The organism is Pseudophaeobacter arcticus DSM 23566, from assembly GCF_000473205.1.
Lineage (GTDB): Bacteria > Pseudomonadota > Alphaproteobacteria > Rhodobacterales > Rhodobacteraceae > Pseudophaeobacter > Pseudophaeobacter arcticus.
The window spans coordinates 143,744-166,879 of record NZ_AXBF01000004.1; the positions used below are offsets into that span (position 1 = coordinate 143,744).

20 protein-coding genes and 2 pseudogenes are annotated in these 23,136 nt (G+C 59.6%); 12 read left to right on the forward strand and 10 right to left on the reverse strand.

The annotated features are described in order from the left end of the window. The first annotated feature begins 13 nt into the window (after positions 1–13). Genes ARCT_RS0100695 through ARCT_RS0100715 form a run of 5 tightly spaced genes read left to right on the forward strand, consistent with a single transcriptional unit; the run spans position 14 to position 5,345 of the window. The gene (locus ARCT_RS0100695) at positions 14–1,054 is read left to right on the forward strand and encodes a TRAP transporter substrate-binding protein (RefSeq protein WP_240476180.1); all 1,041 of its coding nucleotides are present in this window, start codon (positions 14–16) and stop codon (positions 1,052–1,054) included. Between the two features lie 14 nt (positions 1,055–1,068). Next, positions 1,069–1,581, forward strand: a complete 513-nt coding sequence (locus tag ARCT_RS0100700) for a TRAP transporter small permease (RefSeq protein WP_027238384.1) — start codon at positions 1,069–1,071, stop codon at positions 1,579–1,581. Then, entirely contained in the window at positions 1,574–2,932 is a 1,359-nt protein-coding gene (locus ARCT_RS0100705; RefSeq protein WP_027238385.1) for a TRAP transporter large permease, read from the forward strand. Before ARCT_RS0100700 ends, ARCT_RS0100705 begins: the two co-directional genes overlap by 8 nt. Positions 2,933–2,954: 22 nt before the next feature. Further along, positions 2,955–3,851: a ketopantoate reductase family protein gene (locus ARCT_RS0100710; protein ID WP_027238386.1), complete on the forward strand. Its 897-nt coding sequence runs from the start codon at positions 2,955–2,957 to the stop codon at positions 3,849–3,851. A gap of 48 nt (positions 3,852–3,899) precedes the next feature. After that, entirely contained in the window at positions 3,900–5,345 is a 1,446-nt protein-coding gene (locus ARCT_RS0100715) for an aldehyde dehydrogenase (RefSeq protein WP_027238387.1), read from the forward strand. Positions 5,346–5,438: 93 nt separating this feature from the next. Here the strand turns inward: ARCT_RS0100715 and ARCT_RS27345 are convergent, their stop codons facing one another. The 7 genes from ARCT_RS27345 to ARCT_RS25050 all read right to left on the reverse strand — a co-directional run bounded on the left by ARCT_RS27345 (position 5,439) and on the right by ARCT_RS25050 (position 11,830). After that, on the reverse strand, positions 5,439–5,894 hold the full coding sequence (locus tag ARCT_RS27345; RefSeq protein WP_205855500.1) for an SDR family oxidoreductase: 456 nt from the start codon (positions 5,892–5,894) through the stop codon (positions 5,439–5,441). Between the two features lie 35 nt (positions 5,895–5,929). Beyond that, on the reverse strand, positions 5,930–6,928 hold the full coding sequence (locus tag ARCT_RS0100725) for a branched-chain amino acid ABC transporter permease (protein ID WP_027238388.1): 999 nt from the start codon (positions 6,926–6,928) through the stop codon (positions 5,930–5,932). Next, complete coding sequence (locus ARCT_RS0100730; RefSeq protein ID WP_027238389.1) at positions 6,925–7,830, reverse strand: branched-chain amino acid ABC transporter permease; 906 nt, start codon at positions 7,828–7,830, stop codon at positions 6,925–6,927. The genes ARCT_RS0100725 and ARCT_RS0100730 overlap by 4 nt, the downstream gene beginning before the upstream one ends. After that, the gene (locus tag ARCT_RS0100735; protein WP_027238390.1) at positions 7,827–8,582 is read right to left on the reverse strand and encodes an ABC transporter ATP-binding protein; all 756 of its coding nucleotides are present in this window, start codon (positions 8,580–8,582) and stop codon (positions 7,827–7,829) included. The genes ARCT_RS0100730 and ARCT_RS0100735 overlap by 4 nt, the downstream gene beginning before the upstream one ends. Continuing rightward, positions 8,579–9,310: an ABC transporter ATP-binding protein gene (locus ARCT_RS0100740; protein WP_027238391.1), complete on the reverse strand. Its 732-nt coding sequence runs from the start codon at positions 9,308–9,310 to the stop codon at positions 8,579–8,581. Before ARCT_RS0100740 ends, ARCT_RS0100735 begins: the two co-directional genes overlap by 4 nt. 14 nt (positions 9,311–9,324) lie before the next feature. Continuing rightward, the gene (locus tag ARCT_RS0100745) at positions 9,325–10,605 is read right to left on the reverse strand and encodes an ABC transporter substrate-binding protein (RefSeq protein WP_205855501.1); all 1,281 of its coding nucleotides are present in this window, start codon (positions 10,603–10,605) and stop codon (positions 9,325–9,327) included. Between the two features lie 211 nt (positions 10,606–10,816). Continuing rightward, a complete protein-coding gene (locus tag ARCT_RS25050; RefSeq protein ID WP_051360483.1) occupies positions 10,817–11,830 on the reverse strand; it encodes a carbon-nitrogen hydrolase family protein in 1,014 nt (337 codons plus the stop codon). 212 nt (positions 11,831–12,042) lie between these two features. On the opposite strand from ARCT_RS25050, the gene ARCT_RS0100755 reads away from it, so the two are divergent. The 6 genes and pseudogenes from ARCT_RS0100755 (at position 12,043) to ARCT_RS28545 (ending at position 18,062) form a co-directional block, all read left to right on the forward strand. Further along, positions 12,043–12,945: an AraC-like ligand-binding domain-containing protein gene (locus ARCT_RS0100755; RefSeq protein WP_161631273.1), complete on the forward strand. Its 903-nt coding sequence runs from the start codon at positions 12,043–12,045 to the stop codon at positions 12,943–12,945. A gap of 629 nt (positions 12,946–13,574) precedes the next feature. Then, a pseudogene (locus ARCT_RS25055) lies at positions 13,575–14,585 on the forward strand (IS30 family transposase). 530 nt (positions 14,586–15,115) lie between these two features. Beyond that, positions 15,116–15,682 carry a hypothetical protein gene (locus ARCT_RS0100770; protein ID WP_027238394.1) on the forward strand — a complete coding sequence of 189 codons (567 nt, stop codon included), beginning with the start codon at positions 15,116–15,118 and terminating at the stop codon, positions 15,680–15,682. After that, the gene (locus ARCT_RS0100775) at positions 15,682–16,605 is read left to right on the forward strand and encodes a glycosyltransferase (protein WP_027238395.1); all 924 of its coding nucleotides are present in this window, start codon (positions 15,682–15,684) and stop codon (positions 16,603–16,605) included. The genes ARCT_RS0100770 and ARCT_RS0100775 overlap by 1 nt, the downstream gene beginning before the upstream one ends. A gap of 50 nt (positions 16,606–16,655) precedes the next feature. Beyond that, a pseudogene (locus tag ARCT_RS28885) lies at positions 16,656–17,009 on the forward strand (glycosyltransferase family 2 protein); the annotation flags it as partial. A gap of 174 nt (positions 17,010–17,183) precedes the next feature. Then, positions 17,184–18,062, forward strand: coding sequence for a glycosyltransferase family 2 protein (locus ARCT_RS28545; RefSeq protein WP_240476183.1), 879 nt, complete (start codon positions 17,184–17,186; stop codon positions 18,060–18,062). Positions 18,063–18,171: 109 nt separating this feature from the next. Here the strand turns inward: ARCT_RS28545 and ARCT_RS0100785 are convergent, their stop codons facing one another. From ARCT_RS0100785 to ARCT_RS26875, 3 genes are all read right to left on the reverse strand, one after another. Beyond that, a complete protein-coding gene (locus tag ARCT_RS0100785) occupies positions 18,172–18,987 on the reverse strand; it encodes a hypothetical protein (protein WP_027238397.1) in 816 nt (271 codons plus the stop codon). Next, the gene (locus tag ARCT_RS0100790) at positions 18,984–19,673 is read right to left on the reverse strand and encodes a sulfotransferase (RefSeq protein ID WP_161631275.1); all 690 of its coding nucleotides are present in this window, start codon (positions 19,671–19,673) and stop codon (positions 18,984–18,986) included. Before ARCT_RS0100790 ends, ARCT_RS0100785 begins: the two co-directional genes overlap by 4 nt. Before the next feature lie 458 nt (positions 19,674–20,131). Then, positions 20,132–21,850, reverse strand: coding sequence for a sulfotransferase (locus ARCT_RS26875; RefSeq protein ID WP_154665274.1), 1,719 nt, complete (start codon positions 21,848–21,850; stop codon positions 20,132–20,134). Positions 21,851–22,277: 427 nt separating this feature from the next. On the opposite strand from ARCT_RS26875, the gene ARCT_RS0100800 reads away from it, so the two are divergent. Then, a complete protein-coding gene (locus tag ARCT_RS0100800; RefSeq protein ID WP_154665275.1) occupies positions 22,278–22,946 on the forward strand; it encodes a hypothetical protein in 669 nt (222 codons plus the stop codon). Positions 22,947–23,136: the final 190 nt, after the last annotated feature.

Sequence of the window (23,136 nt, forward strand, 5' to 3'; positions counted from 1 at the left end):
GGGGGAGATATCTATGCACCGTCGTAACTTTATGGGCGCACTATTCATTGCCGCCTCCAGTCTTGCACTCGCATCTGGCGCAAGTGCGCAGGACTATACTTTCCGCCTGCACCATTTTCTAGGGCAGCAGGCCCCGGCGCAGACAAAGATGCTGGAGCCCTGGGCCAAGGCGGTCGAAGAACATTCGGGTGGCCGCGTCAAGATCGAGATCTTTCCGTCCATGACCCTTGGCGGGCGTCCGCCGGAGCTGATCCAGCAGGCGCGCGATGGCATTGTCGATCTGGTCTGGACGGTGAACGGCTATACGCCGGGGCTATTCCCGCGCACCGAGGTGATGGAACTGCCGACCGTCTACAAAAACGACCCGCGGGCCGCGAACCTTGCGCTCTATGACATGTTCGACGGTGAGCTTGCCGAGGAGTACAAGGGCGTCGAAGTGATGTTCCTGCATGTACATGCCGGTCAGGCGCTGCATACCGGCGATCTGGATGTCTCCAGCCTGGACGACCTTGAGGGGGCAAAGCTGCGTATCCCGACACGGACGGGCGGCTGGGTGATTGAGGCGCTTGGCGCCACCCCGGTGGCGATGCCGGTGCCCGAACTGCCGTCCGCGCTGCAAAAGGGCGTGGTCGATGGTGCGCTGATCCCGTGGGAAATCATCCCGCCGCTGAAGATCCAGGATCAGACCAAATACCAAGTCGAACTCAATGAGCGTGAGCGCTTTGGCAACACGACCTTCCAGGTGTCGATGAACCAGACTCGTTGGGACGGGCTGCCGGAAGATATCCAGCAGGCCTTCCGCGATGCCTCGGATCGTGACTGGTGGGGGCAGGTGGGCGACATCTGGCGTGCCTCGGACGATTTTGGCATCAAGGTCGCTACAGAGGCGGGCAACACGCATCGCATTCTGAGCGAGGAACAAAGCCAGCCCTTCCTCGACGCCATGCAGCCCGTCGTGGACCGCTGGATCGAAGAGGTCTCTGGCAAAGGCATCAATGGTACCGCACTGGTAGAAAAGGCCCGTGCGCTGGTCGCCAAGAACACGGCGGATTGAGTTTGGCAGAGGTGATGGAAACGACAGGCCGCCCCGAAGGCACCGGGGCGGTCGCGACGGCGGTTACCGCTTGGGCGCTGCTGGGCGGTGCGCTATTGCTGGCGGTGGTGGTGATGAACGTCGCCTCGGTGCTGGGCACGCTGGTCGGCTGGCCCGTGTCCGGTGATTTCGAGATGACCGAGATAGGCGTCGCCGTGGCAGCCTTCGCCTTTCTGCCCTATTGCCAGCTGGCACGCTCGAATGTGTCCGCAGACATTTTTACCCAGCGGGCCGGGCCGCGCATGCTGGCCTTTCTCAGTCTTCTCGGCTCGGTGATCGCGCTGCTTTTTGCCCTGCTGATGCTGTGGCGGATGTACGATGGCATGCTCGATCAGAAAACCTATGGCTATGAAACCTCGATCCTGCAGATCCCGGTCTGGCTGGCCTATATCCCCATCCTCGCCTCCCTTGCCCTGTTGGCCGTAGCCGCGCTGACCACGCTGACGCAGGACATCCGTGGGCTGTCAAACGGAGGCCGCCATGACTGATCCCCTTATGCTGGGCATCGCGGCGCTTGTCATTCTTGTTGCGCTGATCGCCATCCGCATTCCCATCGCCTATGCGATGATCCTCGTGGGGGGCGTCGGCATCGCGTTGGTGAATGGCATCGCGCCGGTGTTCAACCAGCTCAAGACGCTGGCCTACGGGCAGTTCTCTGTCTACGACCTGTCGGTGGTGCCGATGTTTGTGCTGATGGGGGCGCTGGCCTCCAGGGCGGGCCTCAGCCATGCGCTGTTCCGGGGGGCCAATGCCTGGCTTGGCTGGATGCGTGGCGGCACCGCCATGGCGGCGATTGCGGGCTGCGCGGGTTTTGGCGCGGTCTGCGGATCGTCGCTGGCCACCGCCTCGACCATGGGCCGCGTGGCGCTGCCCGAGCTTGCGAAATACCGCTATTCCGGCGCGCTGGCGACCGGCACTTTGGCGGCGGGTGGCGTCCTTGGCATCCTGATCCCGCCCTCGGTGGTTCTGATCATCTACGCGATCATCGTCGAGGCGAATATCGTCACCATGTTTGCCGCCGCGCTGCTGCCGGGCCTGCTGGCCGTGGTGCTGTTCATCCTGACTATCGTCATCTACGTCTGGATCAAGCCGGAGGCCGGCCCCGCACATGGCGGTGTCGGCGGGGCAGAATTCCGCGCTGCAACCCTGGGCATGATCCCGGTGCTGGTGATCTTTGGCATCGTGTTGGGCGGTATCTATGGCGGTTTCTACAACCCGACACCGGCGGCCTCCATCGGCGTGGCGCTGGTCTGGCTCTACGGGGTGATCACCCGCGAAATCCGCCTGACCGATATGATCGGCGCCCTGCGCGAGACGGCCTCGACCACGGGCATGATCTACCTGATCCTCTTGGGCGCGGAGCTGATGAAGATCTTCATGTCCCGCATCGGCCTGCCGCAGGCGACCGCAGAGTGGATCATCCAGTCCGGCATGGCGCCGATGATGGTGATGATCCTGCTGCTGGTCGCGCTGATCCTGCTCGGGTGCCTGATGGACAGCCTGTCGATGATCCTGCTGGTCATCCCGTTCTTCTGGCCCGTCTTGGTCGAGTTGAACGGCGGGCTCTATATGGGCGCCGAAGGGTCGGGCTATGGCATGAGCACCGAGGACCTGAAGATCTGGTTCGGCATCCTGGCGTTGATCGTCGTGGAACTGGGCCTGATCACGCCACCCGTGGGCATGAATGTCTTTGTCATCTCGGCACTGGCGAAAGACACCCCAATGTCCGAAACATTTAAGGGTGTGCTGCCCTTCTTTGGCGCCGAGATCCTGCGCGTGGTCGTCTTGCTGGCCTTTCCGGGGCTGGTGATGTGGCTGCCGCAGGTCTTAGGCAGCTAGGTCGGATTGAAAGGAAAACAGGATGAAGATCGCAATACTCGGCGCGGGCGCCCTTGGATCGGTGATCGGTGCGGAGCTTCACACGGCGGGGCATGAGGTCGTGCTGCTCGACCTGAACGAGGCGCATCTGACCGCGATCAACGCGGATGGGCTGCGTGTGGACTGGGACGACCGGACCGAGCACCTTCCGATCCCGGCGATGCGGCCCGATCAGGCGCCGCAGGTCGATTTGGTGATCCTGTTGACCAAGACGATGCATACGGACGGGGCGCTGGCGGGCATCGCGCCATTGATCGACGGCGGCGCCTGTGTGCTGACGCTGCAAAACGGGCTCGGCAATGTCGCGCGCGTGCAGGCGCGGGTGCCGGATGGACAGGTCCTTTTTGGCTGCACCATGACGCCGGGCGATCTGCGCGGGCCGGGTCATGTGGCCAGCCACGGCATGGCCTACACCCCCTTTGACGCGCTGGACGCAAATGGGCCGGCCGCGCGGCTCGCGGCTGAGCTTGACGGCGACCAGCTGACCTGGACCGATGCCGCCGCGGCGCAGGTCTGGCAAAAGGCCGCGTTCAACTGTGCGATGAACGCCACCGCCGTTCTGGGCGCGGGCACCGTCGGCGCGATTGCCGAGCACCTCGGCGCAGAGCTGGCCCAGGACATCGCCGCCGAGGTGCTGGCCGTTGGTGCCGCCGAAGGCGTCACCGGCGATATCGGTGCGGTGAGAAAACAGATCGACTTCGCTCTGAAACAACACACCGGCCACAAGCCCTCGATGCTGCAGGACGTCGAGGCTGGCCGCAGGACCGAAATCGAGTCGCTCAACGGATATGTTGAACAGATTGGCCCCAAACGCGGTATAGATGTGCCAATGAATCGCCTGCTCGCCGCGCTTGTACGCATGCGTGAGAACCAGACCTGACAGACGGGCAATGTCCCGACGCAAGACCCACCCGAGGAGGAAACCAAGATGACAGTGGCATTTGTAGTCAACAACAAGGACGCCGATGCGTCAGGCAAGGGCACGTTCGACCGGATCGACCCGGTCACGGGCGACGTGGCCTCGACCGCGGCGGCCGCCAAGGTAGTCGACGCGGCAGCGATCGCCACGGCGGCTGGCGCGGCCTTTCCCGCATGGGCCGCAACCGGCCCCGGTGAGCGCCGCGCCCTGCTGAACAAGGCAGCGGATATCATGGACTCCAAGGCGGATGAATTCATCGCAACCATGATCACCGAAACTGGCGCGACCGGCCCCTGGGCGGGCTTCAACGTCATGCTGGCGGCGGGTGTGATCCGCGAAGCGGCGGCGATGACCACCCAGATCGGTGGCGAGGTGATCCCCTCGAACAAACCCGGGACCCTGGCCATGGGCGTCGCCACGCCCAAGGGTGTTTGCCTTGGCATCGCGCCGTGGAACGCGCCGGTGATCCTTGGCACCCGCGCGCTGGCCATGCCGTTGGCCTGCGGCAATACGGTGATCCTGAAAGGCTCTGAGGCTTGCCCCAAGACCCACCGCCTGATCGTCGATTGTTTCGTCGAGGCGGGTCTGCCCGAAGGCGTTGTCAACTATATCTCGAACGCGCCTGTCGATGCCGCCGAAGTGGTCAAGGCGCTGATCGAGGCCCCCGAGGTCAAGCATGTGAACTTCACCGGCTCCTCTGCCGTGGGGCGCATCATCGGGCGTCTGGCCGGTGAGAACCTCAAGCCGTCGCTCTTGGAGCTCGGCGGCAAGGCGCCGCTGGTTGTGCTGTCCGACGCCGATATCGACGGTGCGGTGAATGCTGCGATCTTTGGCGCCTTCATGAACCAGGGCCAGATCTGCATGTCGACGGAACGCATCATCGTCGACGAGGAAATCGCCGATACCTTTGCACAAAAAATGGCCGACCGCGCGTCGAAACTGCCCTACGGCGATCCGCGTGGTCAGGTCGTGCTGGGTTCGCTGGTGACCCCCGAGGCTGGCGAAAAGATGGACGCGTTGATTGCCGATGCCACATCCAAGGGCGCGAAATGCATCGCTGGTGGTGCGCGCGACGGGGCGATGCATTCCGCAACCCTGCTGGACGGTGTGACGTCTGATATGCGCATCTATGGCGAGGAAAGCTTTGGCCCGGTCAAGTCGATCATCCGCGTCAAGGGCGACGACGAGGCGATCCGCGTGGCCAATGACACCGAATATGGCCTGTCGGCTGCGGTGTTCAGCCAGGACATCCAGCGCGCACTGTCCGCTGCCAAGAAGATCAAGAGCGGCATCTGCCACATCAACGGTCCGACCGTCGCGGATGAGCCACAGATGCCCTTTGGTGGCGTGAACGATTCCGGCTATGGCCGGTTTGGTGGCAAGGCAGCAATCGCTGAATTCACCGACCTGCGCTGGATCACCATCGAAGACCCGAACCAGCACTATCCGTTCTAAGACGGAAATCCCCAGACCAGCGCGCCCGCTGCGGTGCGCTGGCCTTTACGGCCCAATGCAGGCCGAATTTCTATTCGGACAGCACGATCACCGTCAGAACGCGTTTGTCGTGGCGGTGACGGCAGCCTCCAGCCCGCCATCGGTCGCAAGATTGGTGCCGTTGATCCAGCGCGCCGCATCCGAACAGAGGAACAGGATCGCAGGCGTGATATCGTCCGGTGTTCCCGCGCGACCCACGGCATCGACGTTGGAATTGACCCGCTCGTCGCCCAGAACATCGCGAAACTGTTGCAGGATCGGCGTTTCGACCGGGCCTGTGGACACCGCGTTCACCCGGATGCCACGGCCCTTGAACTGCTCCTGATGCGTGGCCAGCATGGTCCAGACCAGCAGGATTTCCTCGGACACCGGATAACCCGCATCGTTTGGAATATCGTGCTGCGCCACGATCTCCGCAGGGTCGGGAACTCCGTTGTGCGGGCGATGGCGGCCACGTTGACCACAGACCCGCCATCTCGGCGGTGCGGCGTCCGATGCCGCTGGCAGCACCAGTGGCCACGATGGTTTTGCCAAAGAGCATAATGTTACCTCCCTGTTTCCGATTGGGTGTCGACATGAACGCGGTAGCCCAGCGGCATCAGGCTGACACCCGTGCGGGTGGCGATCCAGCCCCACAGCCCCTTTGGTAGCAGCAGCGAGAACAGCAGTGCCGCTGCCCCCAGGCCGATCAGATACCAGACGCCGGTGTCGGCAAACCAGGTCTCGGCAGCAAAGAAGATCAGCGCGCCGAGGATGGCGCCCTCGAACCGGCCAAGCCCGCCGACGAGCACCATGAAGATCATATAGGCCGTCCATTGCACGCTGAAATAGGTCTTGGGCTGGAAGGCCGAGACCTGGGCCAGCCAGAGTGCGCCCGCGACGGCGGTGCCAAAACCCGCCAGCACGAAGAACAGCCGCTTGGTGCGCATCGGGTTCACACCAACGGAATCCGCCGCTTCCTCATTGTCGCGGATCGCCTGCATGGCCAGCCCCGAGGGCGTGCGCAGCACCGCAAACAGCAGCGCCAGCAGCCCCACCATGCCGATGAGTGCCGCCCAGAAGATCAACACCCGCCGCGCATCAATGGCATAGGCGTTGAGCGCGATCAGCGAGGTGCCGGTCTCGCCCTGGATCAGCGGGTCGAGATTGACGCAGAGATGCGCGATCGAGGCCAGCACCCACATGCCTATGGCAAACTCGCCCGCACGCAGATGCAGCATGAAGAGCGACAGCAGCCAGCTCAGCCCGGCCACAATCCCGGCGCCCAGAGACATGGCGGCAAAGGGGTTGATCCCCGCATCCGCCAGCCGGATCGTCGCATAGGCGCCAAGCCCGAAGAACAGCTGGTTGCCGATGGAGACCAGCCCGCCATAGCCCGCCAGCGCGTTCCACATCGCGGCGAGGATCACATAGATGAACAGCACGGTCAGCCGCTCGATCACCCCGTCGGATGCAAAACTCGGAACCAGCCCGAGGATCGCGATCACTCCGGCGGCCAGGGCAAAGGTGAGTTGGGACTGCCATGTCCAGCGATGGATGGTCATTGCGCCGCTCCTTTTCCGGTGGCTCGCAGGATATGCATCAGATTGAGCGATCTGCCTTTCAGCGCCAGCCGGACGAAGAGCACGACCAGAAAAACCAGATGCCCGCCCAGTAAAAAGCCCTGCGGATGGATTTGGGCGCCGAAGGATTGCGCCACGGCCAGCACGATGGCGCCCGCAAGCACCCCCCAGAGCGAGCGGGCGCCGCCGATGATCGTGGCCTCGAAGGCAAACAGCAGCTGTGGTGCACCCGCATAGGCGTCGAATGTGCCGCGCAGACCAAGCGCCGCGCCAGAGACGGCAACGGTCATGCAGGCCAGTGCCGCTGCGATGCCCGCGGTCCGACGCGCATCCACACCGACCAGCCCGGCGGTATCTGGGTCAGCCGCGGTGGCGCGGATTTGGCGACCAAGCGCTGTGCGCTTTAACAGTAGGTCCAGCGCGCCGATGATCACGATCACCGTGATCAGGATATAGACCGGCAGCTTGCCGACATAGATATTGCCGGGCAGCTCAAAGGCCTCCCAGCTGAGATCGCCAACCATCGGCGACAGGGACCGTGTATTGGCACCGAACTGCTGGAACAGCAGGTTGTCGAGCACGATGGCCAGGCCAAAAGTTGACAGCACCGGCAACAGCTCGCCTCCGCGGACGGCGCGCTCCAGCACCAGCCGTTGCAGCAGCCAGCCCGCCACGCCCATCAGTGGTACCACCGCCAGCAGGCTGACAAAGGGTGAGCCCCCAAAGGAGTCGGACAGACTCCAGACTGCATAGGCGCTGACCACGGCAAGCGAGCCATGGGCGAGGTTGATCACCCGCATGACCTGAAACATAAAGGCCAGCCCGCAGGCAATCAGCGCGTAATAGCCGCCCAGAAGCACGGCTTGGATCAGGATGTTGGTCATGCGTTTTCCTCCTGCGGCTCGGTCTGGGCTTCAGTCTGGGCCTCAGCCTGAGCACCGGTGCCGAAATAGGCCGCCGTGATTGCCTCGCGCGTGGTGTCGACCGTCGGGCTGTCGAGCAGGATCCGGCCCTCCAGCATGCAGATGACGCGGTCGGACACCGACATGGCGCGCGACAGGTCCTGTTCGACCAGGATGATGGTCGTACCTGTCTTCAGCAGCCCGTCGAGCGAGGCGTAGACCTGATCGACCACCAGCGGCGCCAACCCGAGGCTGACCTCATCCAGGATCAGCACGTCGGGGTTGGACATCAGCGCCCGGCCGATCGCCGTGGCCTGTTGTTCGCCGCCCGACATGGTGCCGGTGGGCGCGTGGCGGCGTTTGACAAGGTTGGGGAAGGTCTCGAACACCCGCTCGACCGTCCAGTCGCCGGGCCGCCCGACGGTGGCGCCAAGCCTCAGGTTTTCCTCGACGCTCATGTCCAGAAACAGCTTGCGCCCTTCGGGCACCAGCGCCAGCCCTGCCGCCACGCGCGCATGGCTGCTGGTCTGGGTCATATCGGTGCCGTTCAGCTGAATGCTGCCGCTGAACACCGGGTTGGCCCCGGCCAGCGCGCGCAGCAGGGTGGTCTTGCCCGCACCATTGGCGCCGACCAGGGCAAGGATCTCGCCCTTTTCCAGCGCAAAGCTGACGCCGCGCACGGCGCGGAACTGGCCGTAGCGCACGTCAAGATCGCTGATCTTCAGAAGGCTCATGCCGGCGCCCCCCCAAGATAGGCCTTGACCACTTCGGGATGGCTCATCACCTCGTCCGGCGTGCCCTCGGCGATAATGCGGCCCGCGTCCATGCAGACCAGCCGCTCGGCGATCTGCACCAGGATATGCACGATATGCTCGATCCAGACGATGCCGATGCCACGCCCGCGCAGCTTGCGGATGGTCTCCACCAGCTCGCTGGCCTCGGCGTCGGTCAGCCCGCCGCCGATCTCGTCCAGCAGCAGAAGGCGCGGCCGCGTTGCCAGCGCCCGGGCCAGTTCCAGCCGCTTGCGATCCAGCAAGCCGACGCTTTCCGCCGGACGGTTCGCCACCGCCATCATGCCGCAGATCTGAAGCGCGTCCAGCGCCAGGTCATAGGCCTCCGACTGGCGGCTGGCGCCCGCATGGGTCGCGGCCACCAGCACGTTCTCAAAGACGGTGATGCCGGAAAAGGGCTTGGGGATCTGATGCGTGCGCACCAGACCCTGTTTTGCCCGCTCCCGCGCCGGCAGAGCGCCGACCTCCGCACCATTCAGCTGGACCGAGCCGCGCGTTGGCAGCGTCGCCCCCGACAGCACGCCGAGCAGGGTGGACTTTCCCGCCCCGTTCGGCCCGACGATGCCCACGGCCTCGTTTGAATGCACCGAGAAATCAATGCCATTCAACACCGCAAGCGATCCAAAGGATTTGTGGATCCCCGTCGCATGAAGCTGGGTCTGCTCTGCCATCACCGCGCCCCCGATCATTCGTTATACGGGGTCAGCTCGGCGGTGATCGGCACGTTCGGGTCGGTCGCGTTGTTGACCAGCACATAGTCCAGATCGAACGGGCCGTCCTTCGCCTTGACCCATTGCGAGCCGAGGATAGGGCCTGAGGCCACATTCGGCACCGGGCCGGAGGTGAAATCGACCTGGCCGCCGATGGTCTCCACGTTCAGCGTGGCGATGGCGTCGCGCACGGCTTCCTTGGAATGCGGATCGCTCGCGGCCTTCAGCGCCTCGATACCCGCATCCAGCAGCGACAGGGTCGCCCCCAGCTGCTGGGTCCATTGCTCGCCGCTCGTGGCTTCCCAACCCGCCGCCAGCTCGTGGCCGCTCTGGCCGGTCACCGGCGAGGTGTAGGGGAAATCACGGTGCCAATAGGCGGCCGAGGCCATGCCTTCGCCCAGCGATCCCATCGCCTCCATCTCGGAGGGAAAAAGCCCGGTCTTGGCGGTCTGCATGATCTTGACCTGACGCGCCAGGCCCTGCTGCGCCGCCTGACGCCAGAAGGCGGCGAAATCCGGCGGGATCGGGAAGGAGTTGATGATCTCGACGCCCTCGGATTTGAACAGCGCGATCTGCGTCGAATAATCGGTGGTGCCGGTCTCATAGGCGCCGGGATCGACGATGGTATAGCCCGCCGCCTCCAGCTGCGGTGCCAGCACCGCGCGCACCGCATTGCCGTCGGCGTCGTTGGGATACATCACCCCGACCTTCTTGTTGGTCTCGATCGAGGGCCATGTCGAGGTATAGGTCTTGAAGATCTCGCCCACTCCAAAACCAAAGTGATAGGTCCATTTGAACGGGCTCGGCTCGCCCGGCTTGGCACCACGGCCAAAATACCAGGCCTCCCAGGGCATCACGGTCGACAGGCATGGCACACCGGCCGCCTCGCAGGCGTCCGAGACCGGGTTGATCACCTCGGGCGTGGACACCGCCAGCATCAGATCGATCCCCTCGTTGATCAGCTCTTTGGCCAGCTGCGCCGCCCGCGCCGGGTCCGACTGGGTATCCCGGTCGAGGATCTCAACGGCATAGCTCTTGCCCGCCACCACGATGCCACCCGTCAGCGCCGCCCGCACCTGCTCCAGCACATAGCCGTCCGTCTTGCCAAACCCCGCCAGAGGTCCGGTGCGGGGGCTGACGAAGCCAATTCGGATGGTGTCACCGCCCTGCGCCAGCGCTCCACGGGCTGAGAAAGTGAGCGTTCCCGCAGCCAGAAGGCTGGAGAAATGGCGACGGTTCAATTTCAACTGTGTCATGTTCATTCCCTGTTGAATTACCCTTTGCGGGCGTTTGCATTCCCGTTTTCCGGGTATTGTTGACCTGCGCGCACCTCAGGCGGGGCGTGCGGGGCATCGAATGGATCAGTGTTTTTCTTGATACGCCGAGCAGAAACCGGGCAGCCGCTCCGCCGCGCTTGGGAGAACAGCGCAACGGAGGGGTCTGACCGCGCCCAGGCGGCGCGCTGGCCTAGGTCTCTGTCGCGTCCTCATAGAGGACGGGGATGAAGGCGCCGGTGCAGTTCTGTTCTTCCATGACAGTGCGTTTCTCGCGGTTGACCACCAGCTTCAGCACGTCAGGCCGCGCGTAATGGCCTGCGGGATCTGCGGCCCCCTTGGCGATGGCCAGCATGGCGGGGTCGAGATCGGCATAAAGGATGCCTTCCTGATCCTCGGGCAGCGGTTCGCAAAGCGGGCGACCGTCGGGGCCGAAGATCTGGGCAAATCCGCCGCCGGGTTTGGATGTCTGCGGGTTCAGCAGATGGGCTTTTTCGGCACTGTCGCCGGCAATCCGGTCAAACATCTCCTGGCTGACGATGGCGCAGGGCGCGAGAACATAGCACGACCCCTCGACCGCATAGACCTGCGAGGCAGCGTTGTTGACCTCGGGTCCCAGCGCATATGCCAGGTCACGATAGACGCAAAAGCTGGGCCAGGCGGCGACGTGGATTTCCTCGTGCTGGGCATACATCGACATCTTGACCAGCGGCTGCACATGTTCCCAGCAGTTCAGCGCACCAAGGCGACCAATATCGCTGTCGACGACCTGAAGGTCGGATCCGTCGCCCTCACCAAACATGGTGCGTTCCACATGGGTCGGCTTCAGCTTGCGGCGATTGAGCAGAATGGTGCCATCCTCGCCGATGATGACCTGGCTCATGTAGCGGCTGCCGCCGGCGCGCTCGGAATAGCCCATCACCATGGTGATGACGTTGTCATGGCAGATTTGCTGAAGCCGCTTCATCTGCGGCGAGGACACCTCCATGCTGTTGGCGTGATATTCCGGCAAAAAGCCCACACCTTCGGCGGGTGCGCCGGTCCAGATCCACCACGGGTATCCGGGCAGCCAGGTCTCGGGAAAGGCGATGAGCTTGGCCCCGGCCTGGGCGGCTTCGGCAGTAAGGCTCGCGGCCTTGTCGATGGAGGCATCGAGATCGAGAAAGACGGGAGCGGCCTGAACACAGGCGGCCTTGATCGGTTTCATGGTTGTTTATTTCCCTGTTCGCATTGTTCGCCGCAAACCCTCCGGTTTGTTCAAATCGCCTGGTTGCGTGGTGCGGCTGATGGCACATATCTCTGCACGAGCGGCGCATCGCGACTTTGCACGACACGACAAATCAGTTGACTTGTGGCGCCAGAGGCCAAAGATTTTACGATATTTCGATGACGGAAAGGGCGACTCGGGAAATGTCGGTGATGTCACGCGACACATGGGAGGTCTGGCGCGAACAACTCTGGTCGCGCTTCGTGCGGCTTGAGAGCACGTCCAGCGATGACGGCTTCTTTGGCCATGTCAGCGCGGCCGTCCCGGATTCCTGCCGCTTGTCGACCGTGCATTCCACCACACAGGTCACCGAACGCACCGCCGCGCATCTGCGCCGCGATCCGCAGGATTACGTGTTGTTTGCCCTGCAGATCGAAGGTCACGGGTTTATCGAACAGGACGGCAGACAGGCGCGGCTGGAGACTGGCGATTTTGGCTGCTACATCACCGATCGCCCCTATCGTCTGGCCTTTGACAGCCCGTTTCGGCAGATCATCCTGCGCCTGCCGCGCGACCGGTTGGCCGAGCGGCTGCCCTGTCTGAGCCAGGTGACCGCCAGACGGTTCGACGGCAGGGCCAAGGCCGGTATGCTGGCCACCGGCTTCATTCACCAGATGGTCGAAAACGGCGCCGACCTGACCGATACGATTCTGCGCGACATGGAAACCGCGACCGCGCAGATGTTCGCAACCGCGATTCAGCAAAGCATCGAGGGCCCCGGCGACGCGCAGATCCAGCGATTGGACCGGGTCAAACGCAGGCTTAGGGCGCAGCTGCGGGACCCCGAGCTCGACCTTGGCGACATCGCCACTGCCGAGGCGATGAGCCTGCGCACGTTGCAACGCCTGTTCCAGACCGAGGGCCTGTCGCCCAGTCAGTGGGTGGCCGAACAACGCCTGACGAGGGTGGCTGGCAACCTGCGCGATCCGGCCCATGCGAAACGCTCGGTCACGGATATTGCGCTGTCCTGGGGATTTGGCGACCTGTCCCATTTCAGCCGCGCGTTCCGTCAACGCTTTGGCACCAGCGCGCGGGCTTGGCGCAGCGGAAACTAAGCGCAGCTTCGGCGCGGGGGCCGCAACCGGGTTCTCGACGCGAACGAAGTTGGCTACACCCTGTTCAGCACCCCATGCAGTGCACGTTGACCTACTTGATCAAGACGAACAGGTTTGCCCGAACCAAGTTGCACGTTTGGCCCGCTCGCCGGGGATCAAGGCCCAGAGCGCCAAAACCTACGTCCACATCGCTCTCATTAACCGCTTCAATGCATTCGGAGCCACCAAGATCGTACATATCGCCTGGCTCAGTCGTAGATTTCGATATCAGTGACGGTGTTACTTTGCATTTCTACACGCCGGTGGAACGGAGTTCGACGCTTCAACGGATATGCTGACGGATCAAGCTATCCTGGTTTCATACGTAGATAATCTGCAAGGTATGCCACATGAGATATCCATTGGCCTGACGTCAAGCGCTACCGGTTCCCCCGCGACATTAAAGGAAGTTCTTGGTGCCTAGGACATCCTATGACCTTTCTGGAGACCCGCGCATAAAGCCCCCTTCCGTGTCACCAGAATAAAACTTTACATAACATGGATTATTGGCTACTTTCCTGTAGCCGGGTGGATTCACAAACGAAGTGCAAATTCTTTACTAAAACAGAGAGTTGCACGGAGGATGAAGAATGGGAACCCACTACTGTCACCTGAAGCTGGACGAACGTCGCAAGCTTGCAAAGTGGCTTGAAGCCAAAATGCCGATTTCAGAGATCGCGGATCGACTGGGTCGCGACCCGTCCACGATCTACCGAGACATTAAGCGTAATCGGTACACGGACGACGAACTTCCTGAGCTAAACGGGTATCACGCGCTCGTCGCTCAGGACAAATATGAGCAGCGCCGCGCGATCCATCGCAAGATGATCATTCACCCTGATTTGAAAGCCGCGATCGAAGACCGCCTGAAGGCTGGCTGGTCCCCCGAACAGATCGCCGGCCGGATGCGGCTCGAACGGCACCCGATCCGCGTCAGCCACGAGACGATCTATCGCTTTGCCTATTCCAAAGACGGTCGCGAGGAACAGTTCTACCGCCATCTCCCTGAGCATCGCCGTCGCCGCCGGCCGCGTGGTTACCGCAGGCACAACAGAACCCACATATTCGACGTTCAAAGCCTGTCACACAGGCCTGAGCGCGTCTCAGAACGCCTGGAATTCGGCCATTGGGAGTGCGACTTGATGATGTTCCGCAAGGAGCATGGGAAGGTAAACGTGACGTCACTGGTCGAGCGCGTCAGCCGCTATGCCGTCGTGATGCGTAATGAAGATCGCCAATCCAAACCGATCATGGAGTCCCTGATCAACGGGTTGGCTCCCCTGCCCGCCGACGCGCGCCAGTCGATCACCTTTGATCGCGGCACCGAGTTTTCGGCATGGAAGCATCTCAAGGCCGGGATCGGTGCGGATGCCTGGTTCTGTGACCCGCAAGCGCTCTACCAGAAAGGCACCGTGGAAAACACGAACAACAGGCTGCGGAAGTATCTGCCTTGATCAACGGAGCCGACGGCGCTGACAAATCGATATTTAAGGTCGATTTGCCACCGCCTCAATTCTACGCCGCGCAAGTGCCTCGGCTACCGGACGCCAGCTGAGATTTTTGAAACCAAGTTGATGGAAATCCAGAATCGATTGGAATAAGGAGACATATCTGGAACTGCACTGCGGCGTGAGTTCACATAAAAATGTGCGGAACTTCAAACTTTGCATTCAGTTAGAAAACAGAATTTATCTAACGAATAGAAACGATACGGGTGCCAGAGATACGCAACTTAACCTCACAAAACGCTGAAAGATAAAAGACTGGAGGCGCGTAAAGGGTCCTGTTGGCGACGAGGTGGCGCGTGTTTTGAAGCCTTGACGATCCACGATATGTCGAGAGCCCAGAGCAAACAGTTCCCCGATCCGCGTAAGCCAAACTGCGATGGATACCAGGGGTCACCTCCCCGCCCCGAGCGCCTGTTTCGGATGCGTCAAATCGCGGGTGACAGCGGTGGCCGGATGTTGATGCCCAGGTGTAGGAGAGGTGAAATTGAACGTATGTTTTGCACCACCGCCTATCTCCGCTGGTCGCCATCATTCCGATGGACCACAGGTCAACTATACACTAATTTCGGCTGGGACCACACAAGCCGGGCTGCTGATCAGCCCCTGCACAGAATGAGGAATGCATGGAATTTTCTCCGATGCTTTTTAAACGTCCCTTTATGGAAGGCGAGAAAAAACTCGTGAAGCCATACCAGGAATTTGCCAAGAATTTTCATATTGGGCTATCTGATGGGAAGGCAAAGATTGCTGTGCGGCAGCGCGCAAAAAAATCTATTTTTGACTCACCACCGGACCATCCACTTCTTCTGGATGTGTTGTTTGAAAATACCGGACATACCGAATGGGTCTCGCTTGAAGGGAAAATTGACGCGACCGAGATCCGCGCCAATGCCCGGCTGACAGTCCTGATTTCTGTCATGGGCCCCAATGAGGCACCGCTCATTCTGGATCTGCGGCTGACGTTAAAAGACGGCAGCCACAAAGACATCCGCCTGGGGGAAGTGATGCCAGGGCAAGGCAGTGAGTTCCGGGCAATGACTGTTTCGCGAACGCTGGAGGAGGCCACCGCTGTTCTCGATGCAAAAGAGGTGGTTTCGGCCTATCTTTTGGTGTTTTTCCCCGTTGCCGCGCCTCAGCAGTATTCGTTTTCCATGCTCAATCTGTTTGTATCCGAAAGCGAGTTAGCGTGATGGCTAAGAAAATTTCAGCAGTCGTTTGTGTCTATAATCGTGAAGATACATTGCCCCAATGTCTTGAGGCTCTGGCCCAGCAGACGATTTCCACAGACCTGTTCGAAGTCATTGTTGTTGACAACAATTCGACTGATGGATCACCGGAAATTGCCGCCAAATATGCGGCAAAATACCCGCATATGCGGGTCGTGCGGGAGACCAAGCAGGGGTTGGCGAGCGCCCGGAACTGCGGCATGCGGGAAGCAAAATCTCCCATCGCGGCCTTTACGGATGATGACGCGATCCCGGCCAAGGATTGGGCCGAACGCCTGTTGCAGCGCTTTGACGAACTGGGCGAGTCTGCTGCCGTTGTTGGCGGGGAATTGGATCCCGTTTGGAGCAGCCCAAAACCCGATTGGCTGCAGGGTGACAAGCTTTTGCATTCGCTTTCAGTGTGTCTGGGCTGGTCAACCCATGCCCGCTATTTGATCGGCTCCGAATGGCTTTGCGAAGCAAATAGCGCCTACCGTATTGCGCCGGTGCAAGAGCGTGGTGGTTTCCCCGAAAACCTTGGCCGGATTGGTACCAATCTGCTTTCGGGTGAAAACGCGATCAACGCAGTACTGGTCCGGGACGGGTATCGCTTTTTCTTTGACCCCGAGATCCGGGTGCAGCACCAGATCAACAAAGCGCGTTTAAGCAAGGATTGGTTCCGCCGCCGTTTCTTCTGGCAGGGTGTGACGACCTTTTTGGTCAATCAATACCTGCGCGATCAGGGATGTGTGGTCGAAGCCTCCGCGATGATCTCTGTGCCAATGAACGAAGCAAGCTGGGATGGCCTCTGCTCGGATGGCAGCGCTGCTGATTTTGATGCGGCCCTCGGGCAATTGTACGGGATGGGTTATTTCCTTGCCGCCTCCAACCTCTTGGGGGGGCGATAATGGCGGGTGAACAAAGGACGCAGGCGTCTGTTGGTTCTCAAAACCTTGCAATGGTTTTTGCCACCTTTCGCCGTCCGCATACGGTTCAAAGGCTGGTTAATTCGGTTCGAAAATACTTCCCTGATATGCCGATCTATGTTGCGGACCAGTCTGAACCTACGGACGAAATGCGGGACTATTATGCGCGGCATAACTGTAAAGTGGTCTGGATGGAGCTTGACGTAGGCGTCTGCGCGTCGCGCAACGCTGCCGTTGATCTGGTGACGGAGCCCTATTTCCTCCTGTGTGACGATGACTTCTTTTTTGGCCCCGAAACCAATTTTGATGCTGCGCTGACGCTTTTGGAAGACCAGACCGATATCGGTGTGGTGGGGGGGCGTCTTTTTGATGTCCACGAGTACGAGGGGGGCAGCAGCGCCGAAAACAGGTTCTGGGAGCTGTTCTTCAGCTACGACAAAGACAAGGGAAAATTGGTCACCATTCCTGTTCACTACTTTGCGCCAGACCCAAAATACGCTCAGGGCATTGAGTATTTTGAATGTGACGCTGTGATGAATTTTGCAGTTTTTCGCAGGGCAATGATCGACGATCAAATTCGCTGGGATCCGCAGTTTAAATCCAACGGCGAGCATGAGGATTTTTATCTGAACCTGAAGGTAAATGGTCAGTACCGGGTTGTCTACTCGCCTGGCATTGTTGCCTATCACCACCATCCTTTGCAGCCGAACTATCAAAAGCTGCGCTTCCGCAGTCACGGGTGGCAGAAATTTCTCGATAAGTGGCATTTGCGGCAGTTCCTGGAGCTGGAGCAGGGGCTGCGCATCACCAATATGGTGCAGGACCTGATCCCTTATGCGATAGGTTACCAGGGCTTTTATGAAGGCACGCCTTTAGAGACGCGCAAACAAAATACCGCAGCCGGGTGCCTGCGTCTTTCCAATGTGACGGGCCGTATATTGCCCACAAAATCCAAAATCAATAATCCAATCAGGACCAGTGTAGCGGGCCGTCTTCAGATTGGCCTTGATGGCAAGGGCGGCTGTTCGGGCGGCAGCTGGCAAAAACCGATCACAAGGGCTGTGGAGGGGCAACCAGAGGTCATTTTTGATGCCCAGGCATTGGATTTTGAGCTAAAATGCCCTGACAGCTTTGAAAACGGCGTCGACACCGTGTGTTATCTTTGGCCCCGGCTTGAAGCAGAAGGTATTCACGAAATCACAGGCGTCGAGCTTTACTATTCAGTAGCAATCGGCGCTGACTATGTGGTTTGGCTGAAACCAGCCCTGCCCTACGGGCAAAAGATCTTTACAAACCAATGGAATGCCTTGGTGATCAACCTGCCGCCGGTAAATCGGGATCTCTATGTTGAGGTTGTCGTGGTGAAGGATGGAAACCATCTGTTCAGCACAACCAGCCCAGAGATTTCTTGCGTCAAGGCCACCCAGAGACTGCACTAAATCCTGTTGATATCTTCGTACCCTCTTATATTTCGAGGGGGTACGAAACCCTGTTGGGCAAGGTGAAGATCAGTGGCGCCCCTGTCTGAACTCTGAGAGCCCGCGACGGCTACATCATCTCGTGGGTGTCGCCGATAACCGTCTCTTTGGTGGCGTCATTCAGAGTGCACCCCCAGGCGGTAAAACTGCGTTCCAAAAGCTCTACCGCGTTGGCGCGTGTGCCGGGCCAGTCGAGATGGTGGATGTCGGTTTGCCCATTCGCAAAGGTGCGAAACCCATGGGCTGCGCAGAGAGCTGCTGCATCGACAAAGTGCCAGCCGTTGTTTGCGGCCTGCCGGGACACAATATCGGCAAATTCTTTGCGCCCGAACCCTTGCGCGCCGCGATAGATATGGGATTGCACGATGACCGGACGATCCCCTACGGCTTTTGCACAGCGCTCAAAATGGGCGGCGATATCTTGCTCTGTGTCCTGAAACCGTTTGACGTCAACCTCGGGTTCATAGGTTGCATAATAGCCGTCTTTCCAAACATCCGCGAAGGGCACATCGCGCTGATAATTTGGGTTGCCCTGTACATGCAGCTCGCCGAGCTGGAATTCCACTGAGCTAGAGAATTCCAACAAAAGGACATCAGCTGAAGCAAATTCTGCGCGCTTTTGCCTCCATAGCGCCTGATCAGGGGTCAGGGCACGGTTGTCAAATGGGTGGAGCGGCGTGCCGTCGCGGCGGGTAAGATAATGGCAGATCTCCGGTACGTCGCGGATCCCTGACAGAATTTCCAGCATGGTTGCGATCTGGCCTGCAGATTGAAAATACCCGATGCGCGGAAAAATAACCTCAGTTGCATCATGCCGGGTGATGTACTCTGCTGCCCAATGGAGCCTTGATGTGCCCAGTGGAAAGAGAGTTGGAGTGGTTTTCATTGATATGCTGCCTGGGTCCAGTCAGAAATATCCAGCCCGGTAAGGCTCGCAAAATCGTCGAACGAGTGCTTGTGACGCTCTCGCAGCAGCTCAAGAATTTTAGGAGGACATTCTTTACTAGGGCCGGTGAAAACTTTGTTTTCCGGGATGTTGCCTAGATGGCTTTGATCTAGCCCAATATGGTCAAGCAACGATCCAACCACGGCTTTGGGGTCGGCTTCTAGCCCTGCAAGTGTATGGAACAAAAAGGAGGACCGGGGAAAGACGCTTAGCCACCGCTTGAGGGGCGCCAGATAGTCCCCCATGTCGATAACATGACGCATATTGGCAATCTGCCACAGCGCATCATCGTCTTCCAGTTCGTTCCGCCGCCCTGCAATCATGCGGATGGCAGACCAGTCCCGTTCGATTGGATTGCGGAAAATCGCAAAGAGTTTCACATCTGGGCAGCGATCGTGCAGTTCCTGGATCCGCTCAAGAGGAGCGGTCATATATGCCGGAGAAATCTCGCCCGCCACTTCGCCCTCGGGGGTGCCCGAAAAAATATCGAAATACTGGTCCCAGCTCAGGTTTTTGTTGGGACCGTCAAGAAACTGAATTTCCTTTGGCAGGGTGTTTAAAACCACGCCATCAGATTCAGCGTTGGAAAGGAAATCACGGCATCCCGGCATGGCTGGAAAGGACACTCCGGGGCAATAGCGCAGCGCCTCAAAGGCGTAGGTGGTGCCGCTCTTTTGAGCGCCTATTCCAATGAAGTCAGGACCTGTCTGGGACATGCGAAACCTTTGTGATTTATGTGCGGTCAAAAGGTAGGAAACGGGCCTGGATGTCAAGGCAATTCTTGGCCGTTTGAGTGCAGGAATTTGGCGAATTCCTTGCCCTCAGGGTAAAGGAATTCTTCCTGAATTGCCGTCTCAAGATCGCTGAAAATCACATCCGATTGTGAAGAAATAAAATAGCTAATTCAATATGGTGCAACTTGGTTTTGGGGCTGGCCCTAGCTCCGCTGCGCAGAACCCGTCAGGCCGTGGAGGCCCTGTCTGTCTGTGGAACTAAAACCCCTCACCCAAAGCCTGTGCTTCTTGTCTGTTCTGGGCGCCAATAATGACTGTTGGCGCTGGTTTTTCGGATGTCGGGGGCTTGGCTATTTGTACCCAAGCTGGGCATTGAGCACGCGCACCCCCTGGTGCGAAGCGGCGGCCATTTCTGCCGCCTGGGTGTGATCGCTGTCATGCGCCTGTCGCGCCGCAAATGTTTCTGCAACACGCTCAAGCCAGCCCTGATCAGGATCCGCGCCGAGAAAACGCAAAATGCGGCGTCCTTCCGCGCGGGGGGCGGCACAGAGTTCTTCGTAGCGCAGCAGGGTAAACTGGGTTGGATCAAGCCGCTTGGCCACGCCGAGCGCCTCAGCGACGCGGGCACTCCAGATGTCGAGATAGGGGGCCAGGGTCTCTGGGGCCTCGCTGGTGGCCGTAGGCAGCCCCGGTGACGTTGCCAGCAGTTCAGCCCAGGAGGTTTCTCCAAGCGCGGCCAAGGTACGATAGCCATGATGGTTCCGCATCGACAGTGCGGTGGGGGCAGCCTCGCGTACCATCAAAATGATCCTCAGATCGGGCCAGAGGGTCAGCAATTCCTCAAGATGGTGCGCGTAATCAGGGGTCTTATCGATCAGGATGGAAGCCTGCGCGGAGGCCCGGTAATAGGCGGCCATATATCGGGCAAAGCGCGCTACGGTTAGCTCAGGTTCGGTGCTCACGATCCGGTCGAGAAACGCGCGCAGATGGGTTGGAGACTTGCCGGCACGGCGCGCATTGGCTTCGGCGATCACCTGGGTGGGAGTAAAGCGCACCTCAAGGAAACTGTCGATGAGCGCGCGCGCAGGCACAGATGCAGTGCCAAAGCGGGCCTGAAGCAGCGGCAAATCCTGGCTTTCGTTGAGACAGAACAGCCCTGGGTGGTCGCTCAACGCGTCGGCAAGTGCGGTCGAGCCGGTCCGGCCTGGTCCGACAATTACCGCGCGCAGGCAGGCACTATCGAGATCCATCAGCTCTGGCCGCGGAACGGAGTCAAACTCCCCACCATAGCCAAGTTGGGCAGGGGTTCCGAGGCTGGAAATATCGGATTGCAGCTTGATTACCCGCTGCGCCGAGGTGCGAAAACCCTCCGGCCGGGACCGGTAGGCCAGCCAGACATAGCCCTCTGGATGGATACGGGTGAGTGGTTCACCGGGCGGGCACCGGAGATGATTGCCAATCTTGCCCGGGGTCTGCGCATCTTTGGGGCGGGCTTTGAAAAAGAGCAGGTTCTGCCGGTACCACCAATCCACCTGGGAATCAGTCCAGAGCGCGGGGCGAATGAAATCGTAGGTGTCATAGCCTTGGGATTCGAAGAGACTGGCCCAGTATTCCGGCCACATTTCGTTGACATGCCCGTCCCCACCCTGGAAGGGGAGCGCGGCACTGAACAACACGTTGTCTGAGATCGCGCACAGATCCTCGACAAAGCTGGCGGCGCGCGTGGGTGGGAGGTGTTCGGCAACCTCTACACAAATTGCGAGATCCGCTCTTTCAAAAGTTGAAAACCGCTGTGTCAGATTGCGCGCAACAAAACAGTCTTGCGGAATGGCCAGTGTTGCAGGATCCACATATTCCCCATCAATCAGGGTAACCGTTTTTGCGCCGAGTTCCCGGGCTGCAAGGCTCCAGTTTCCTGTGCCACCCCCGACATCCGTCACCGACTCAAATGGGATGCCCGCCTCTAACAGTATCGGCAAGACAGTCCTGGCAGCCAGTTGAGAACGCTCCTGAATACGCGCATGAAAGCTGGCGTCGTATACGGTAGAGTTTGTGGTATTTTTATTCACATGGAACCTCGCAGCAGGTATGCAGACGGCAACTGGCGATCTCCAATAACGTCCTGCTATCTATCCAGAAGGCTTTCCTCATTGTCCAGAGCCGCGAGGGTCTTCAGCTTTTGAGCAGCGCAATTTTATCACACGTTACGGTTGATGCCCTCTGTCTCTCGTTTGTCTCACCGAAGTAAAGATTTGGCGCCCCTCCGGTCGAGGGCGAGGTGGCTTGTCCAGCCCGTTCTACCAGCTTGTTCCAAATATCGGGGTCACGATCTGACGGCTTTTGCGCCGTCTGTGTCAATCGGGCGGCTGGATTTCAGATCTGGGGTCATTGAAGATTTCTGAAACACTTAGCACCAGTGGAAGAGCGCCGACCACTTGCGAGTCCTTTAAGAAGCTGTAAAAAACTTGGGAACGAAAATTTTCTAGGTGCCTTTCAATGAGAATTCTATTTGCAGCAGGGAGCAGGTCGGGAAGTGAGTTTTCGATCCAGCTCATAACTGCACTTCTCGGCGGCAAGGAGCCTGAACCCTTGGCGCGTGTCCATTCTGCGCGGGAATCTCATCAAGGAGATTGGTCACCAGCCTATTCATTCTTCAAACAACAAGAAAAGATTGAAGATTTTGTGACGGTTCACCAACTGGAGGCCCTGAAATTTGAGGATCCAGGGGTTGATGACGATGCCTATACTTTGCTTGACGGCTTTCCGGATGCGATTGTGATTGCAACCTACCGCCCGCTTGAAAAAGTCATCAATTCCCATGGGAATATCAAGCCATGGGGCATGGCTCCTGACACAGTTGAACGCAACTGGACCAATAACTTGCGCTTTTTTGAGCATGCCAAAAGCAAAAATAGACTGATCATGATCCCGTTGGAAAACAAAGACGCCTTTGACGTCGCCGCCGCCTTTGAAACGCTGGGATGCAAGCCAAGCCCAAGCTGGGATACGTTTTGGCAGGCTTGGCCCATTGTGAACGATCTGGTCAGCCAAAAGAAGATCAGCAATGACGCCTCAGAGGTTTCCTTTTTCATGAGCCGCGAGGAGGTTCTGGCAAAATACCCGGAGACCGAGGACAATGAGCGGCGCTATGAGGCGCTGCTTTAGGCAGGGGTTTCACGCTGGGCGGTGCTTCTTCCTTGATGCCCGTTATCGAGGCCATAACAATGTGGCCGCCGCTCGCGGAGAACGTTTGAGCAAGGCTGCATAAAAAACTTGGTTTGAGCGCCCCGTGCTTGTATCTGGGCGAGGCAGTGAACCGGGCGGCCCCTGGGCGGCCATGGCCTCAAAGGATTTT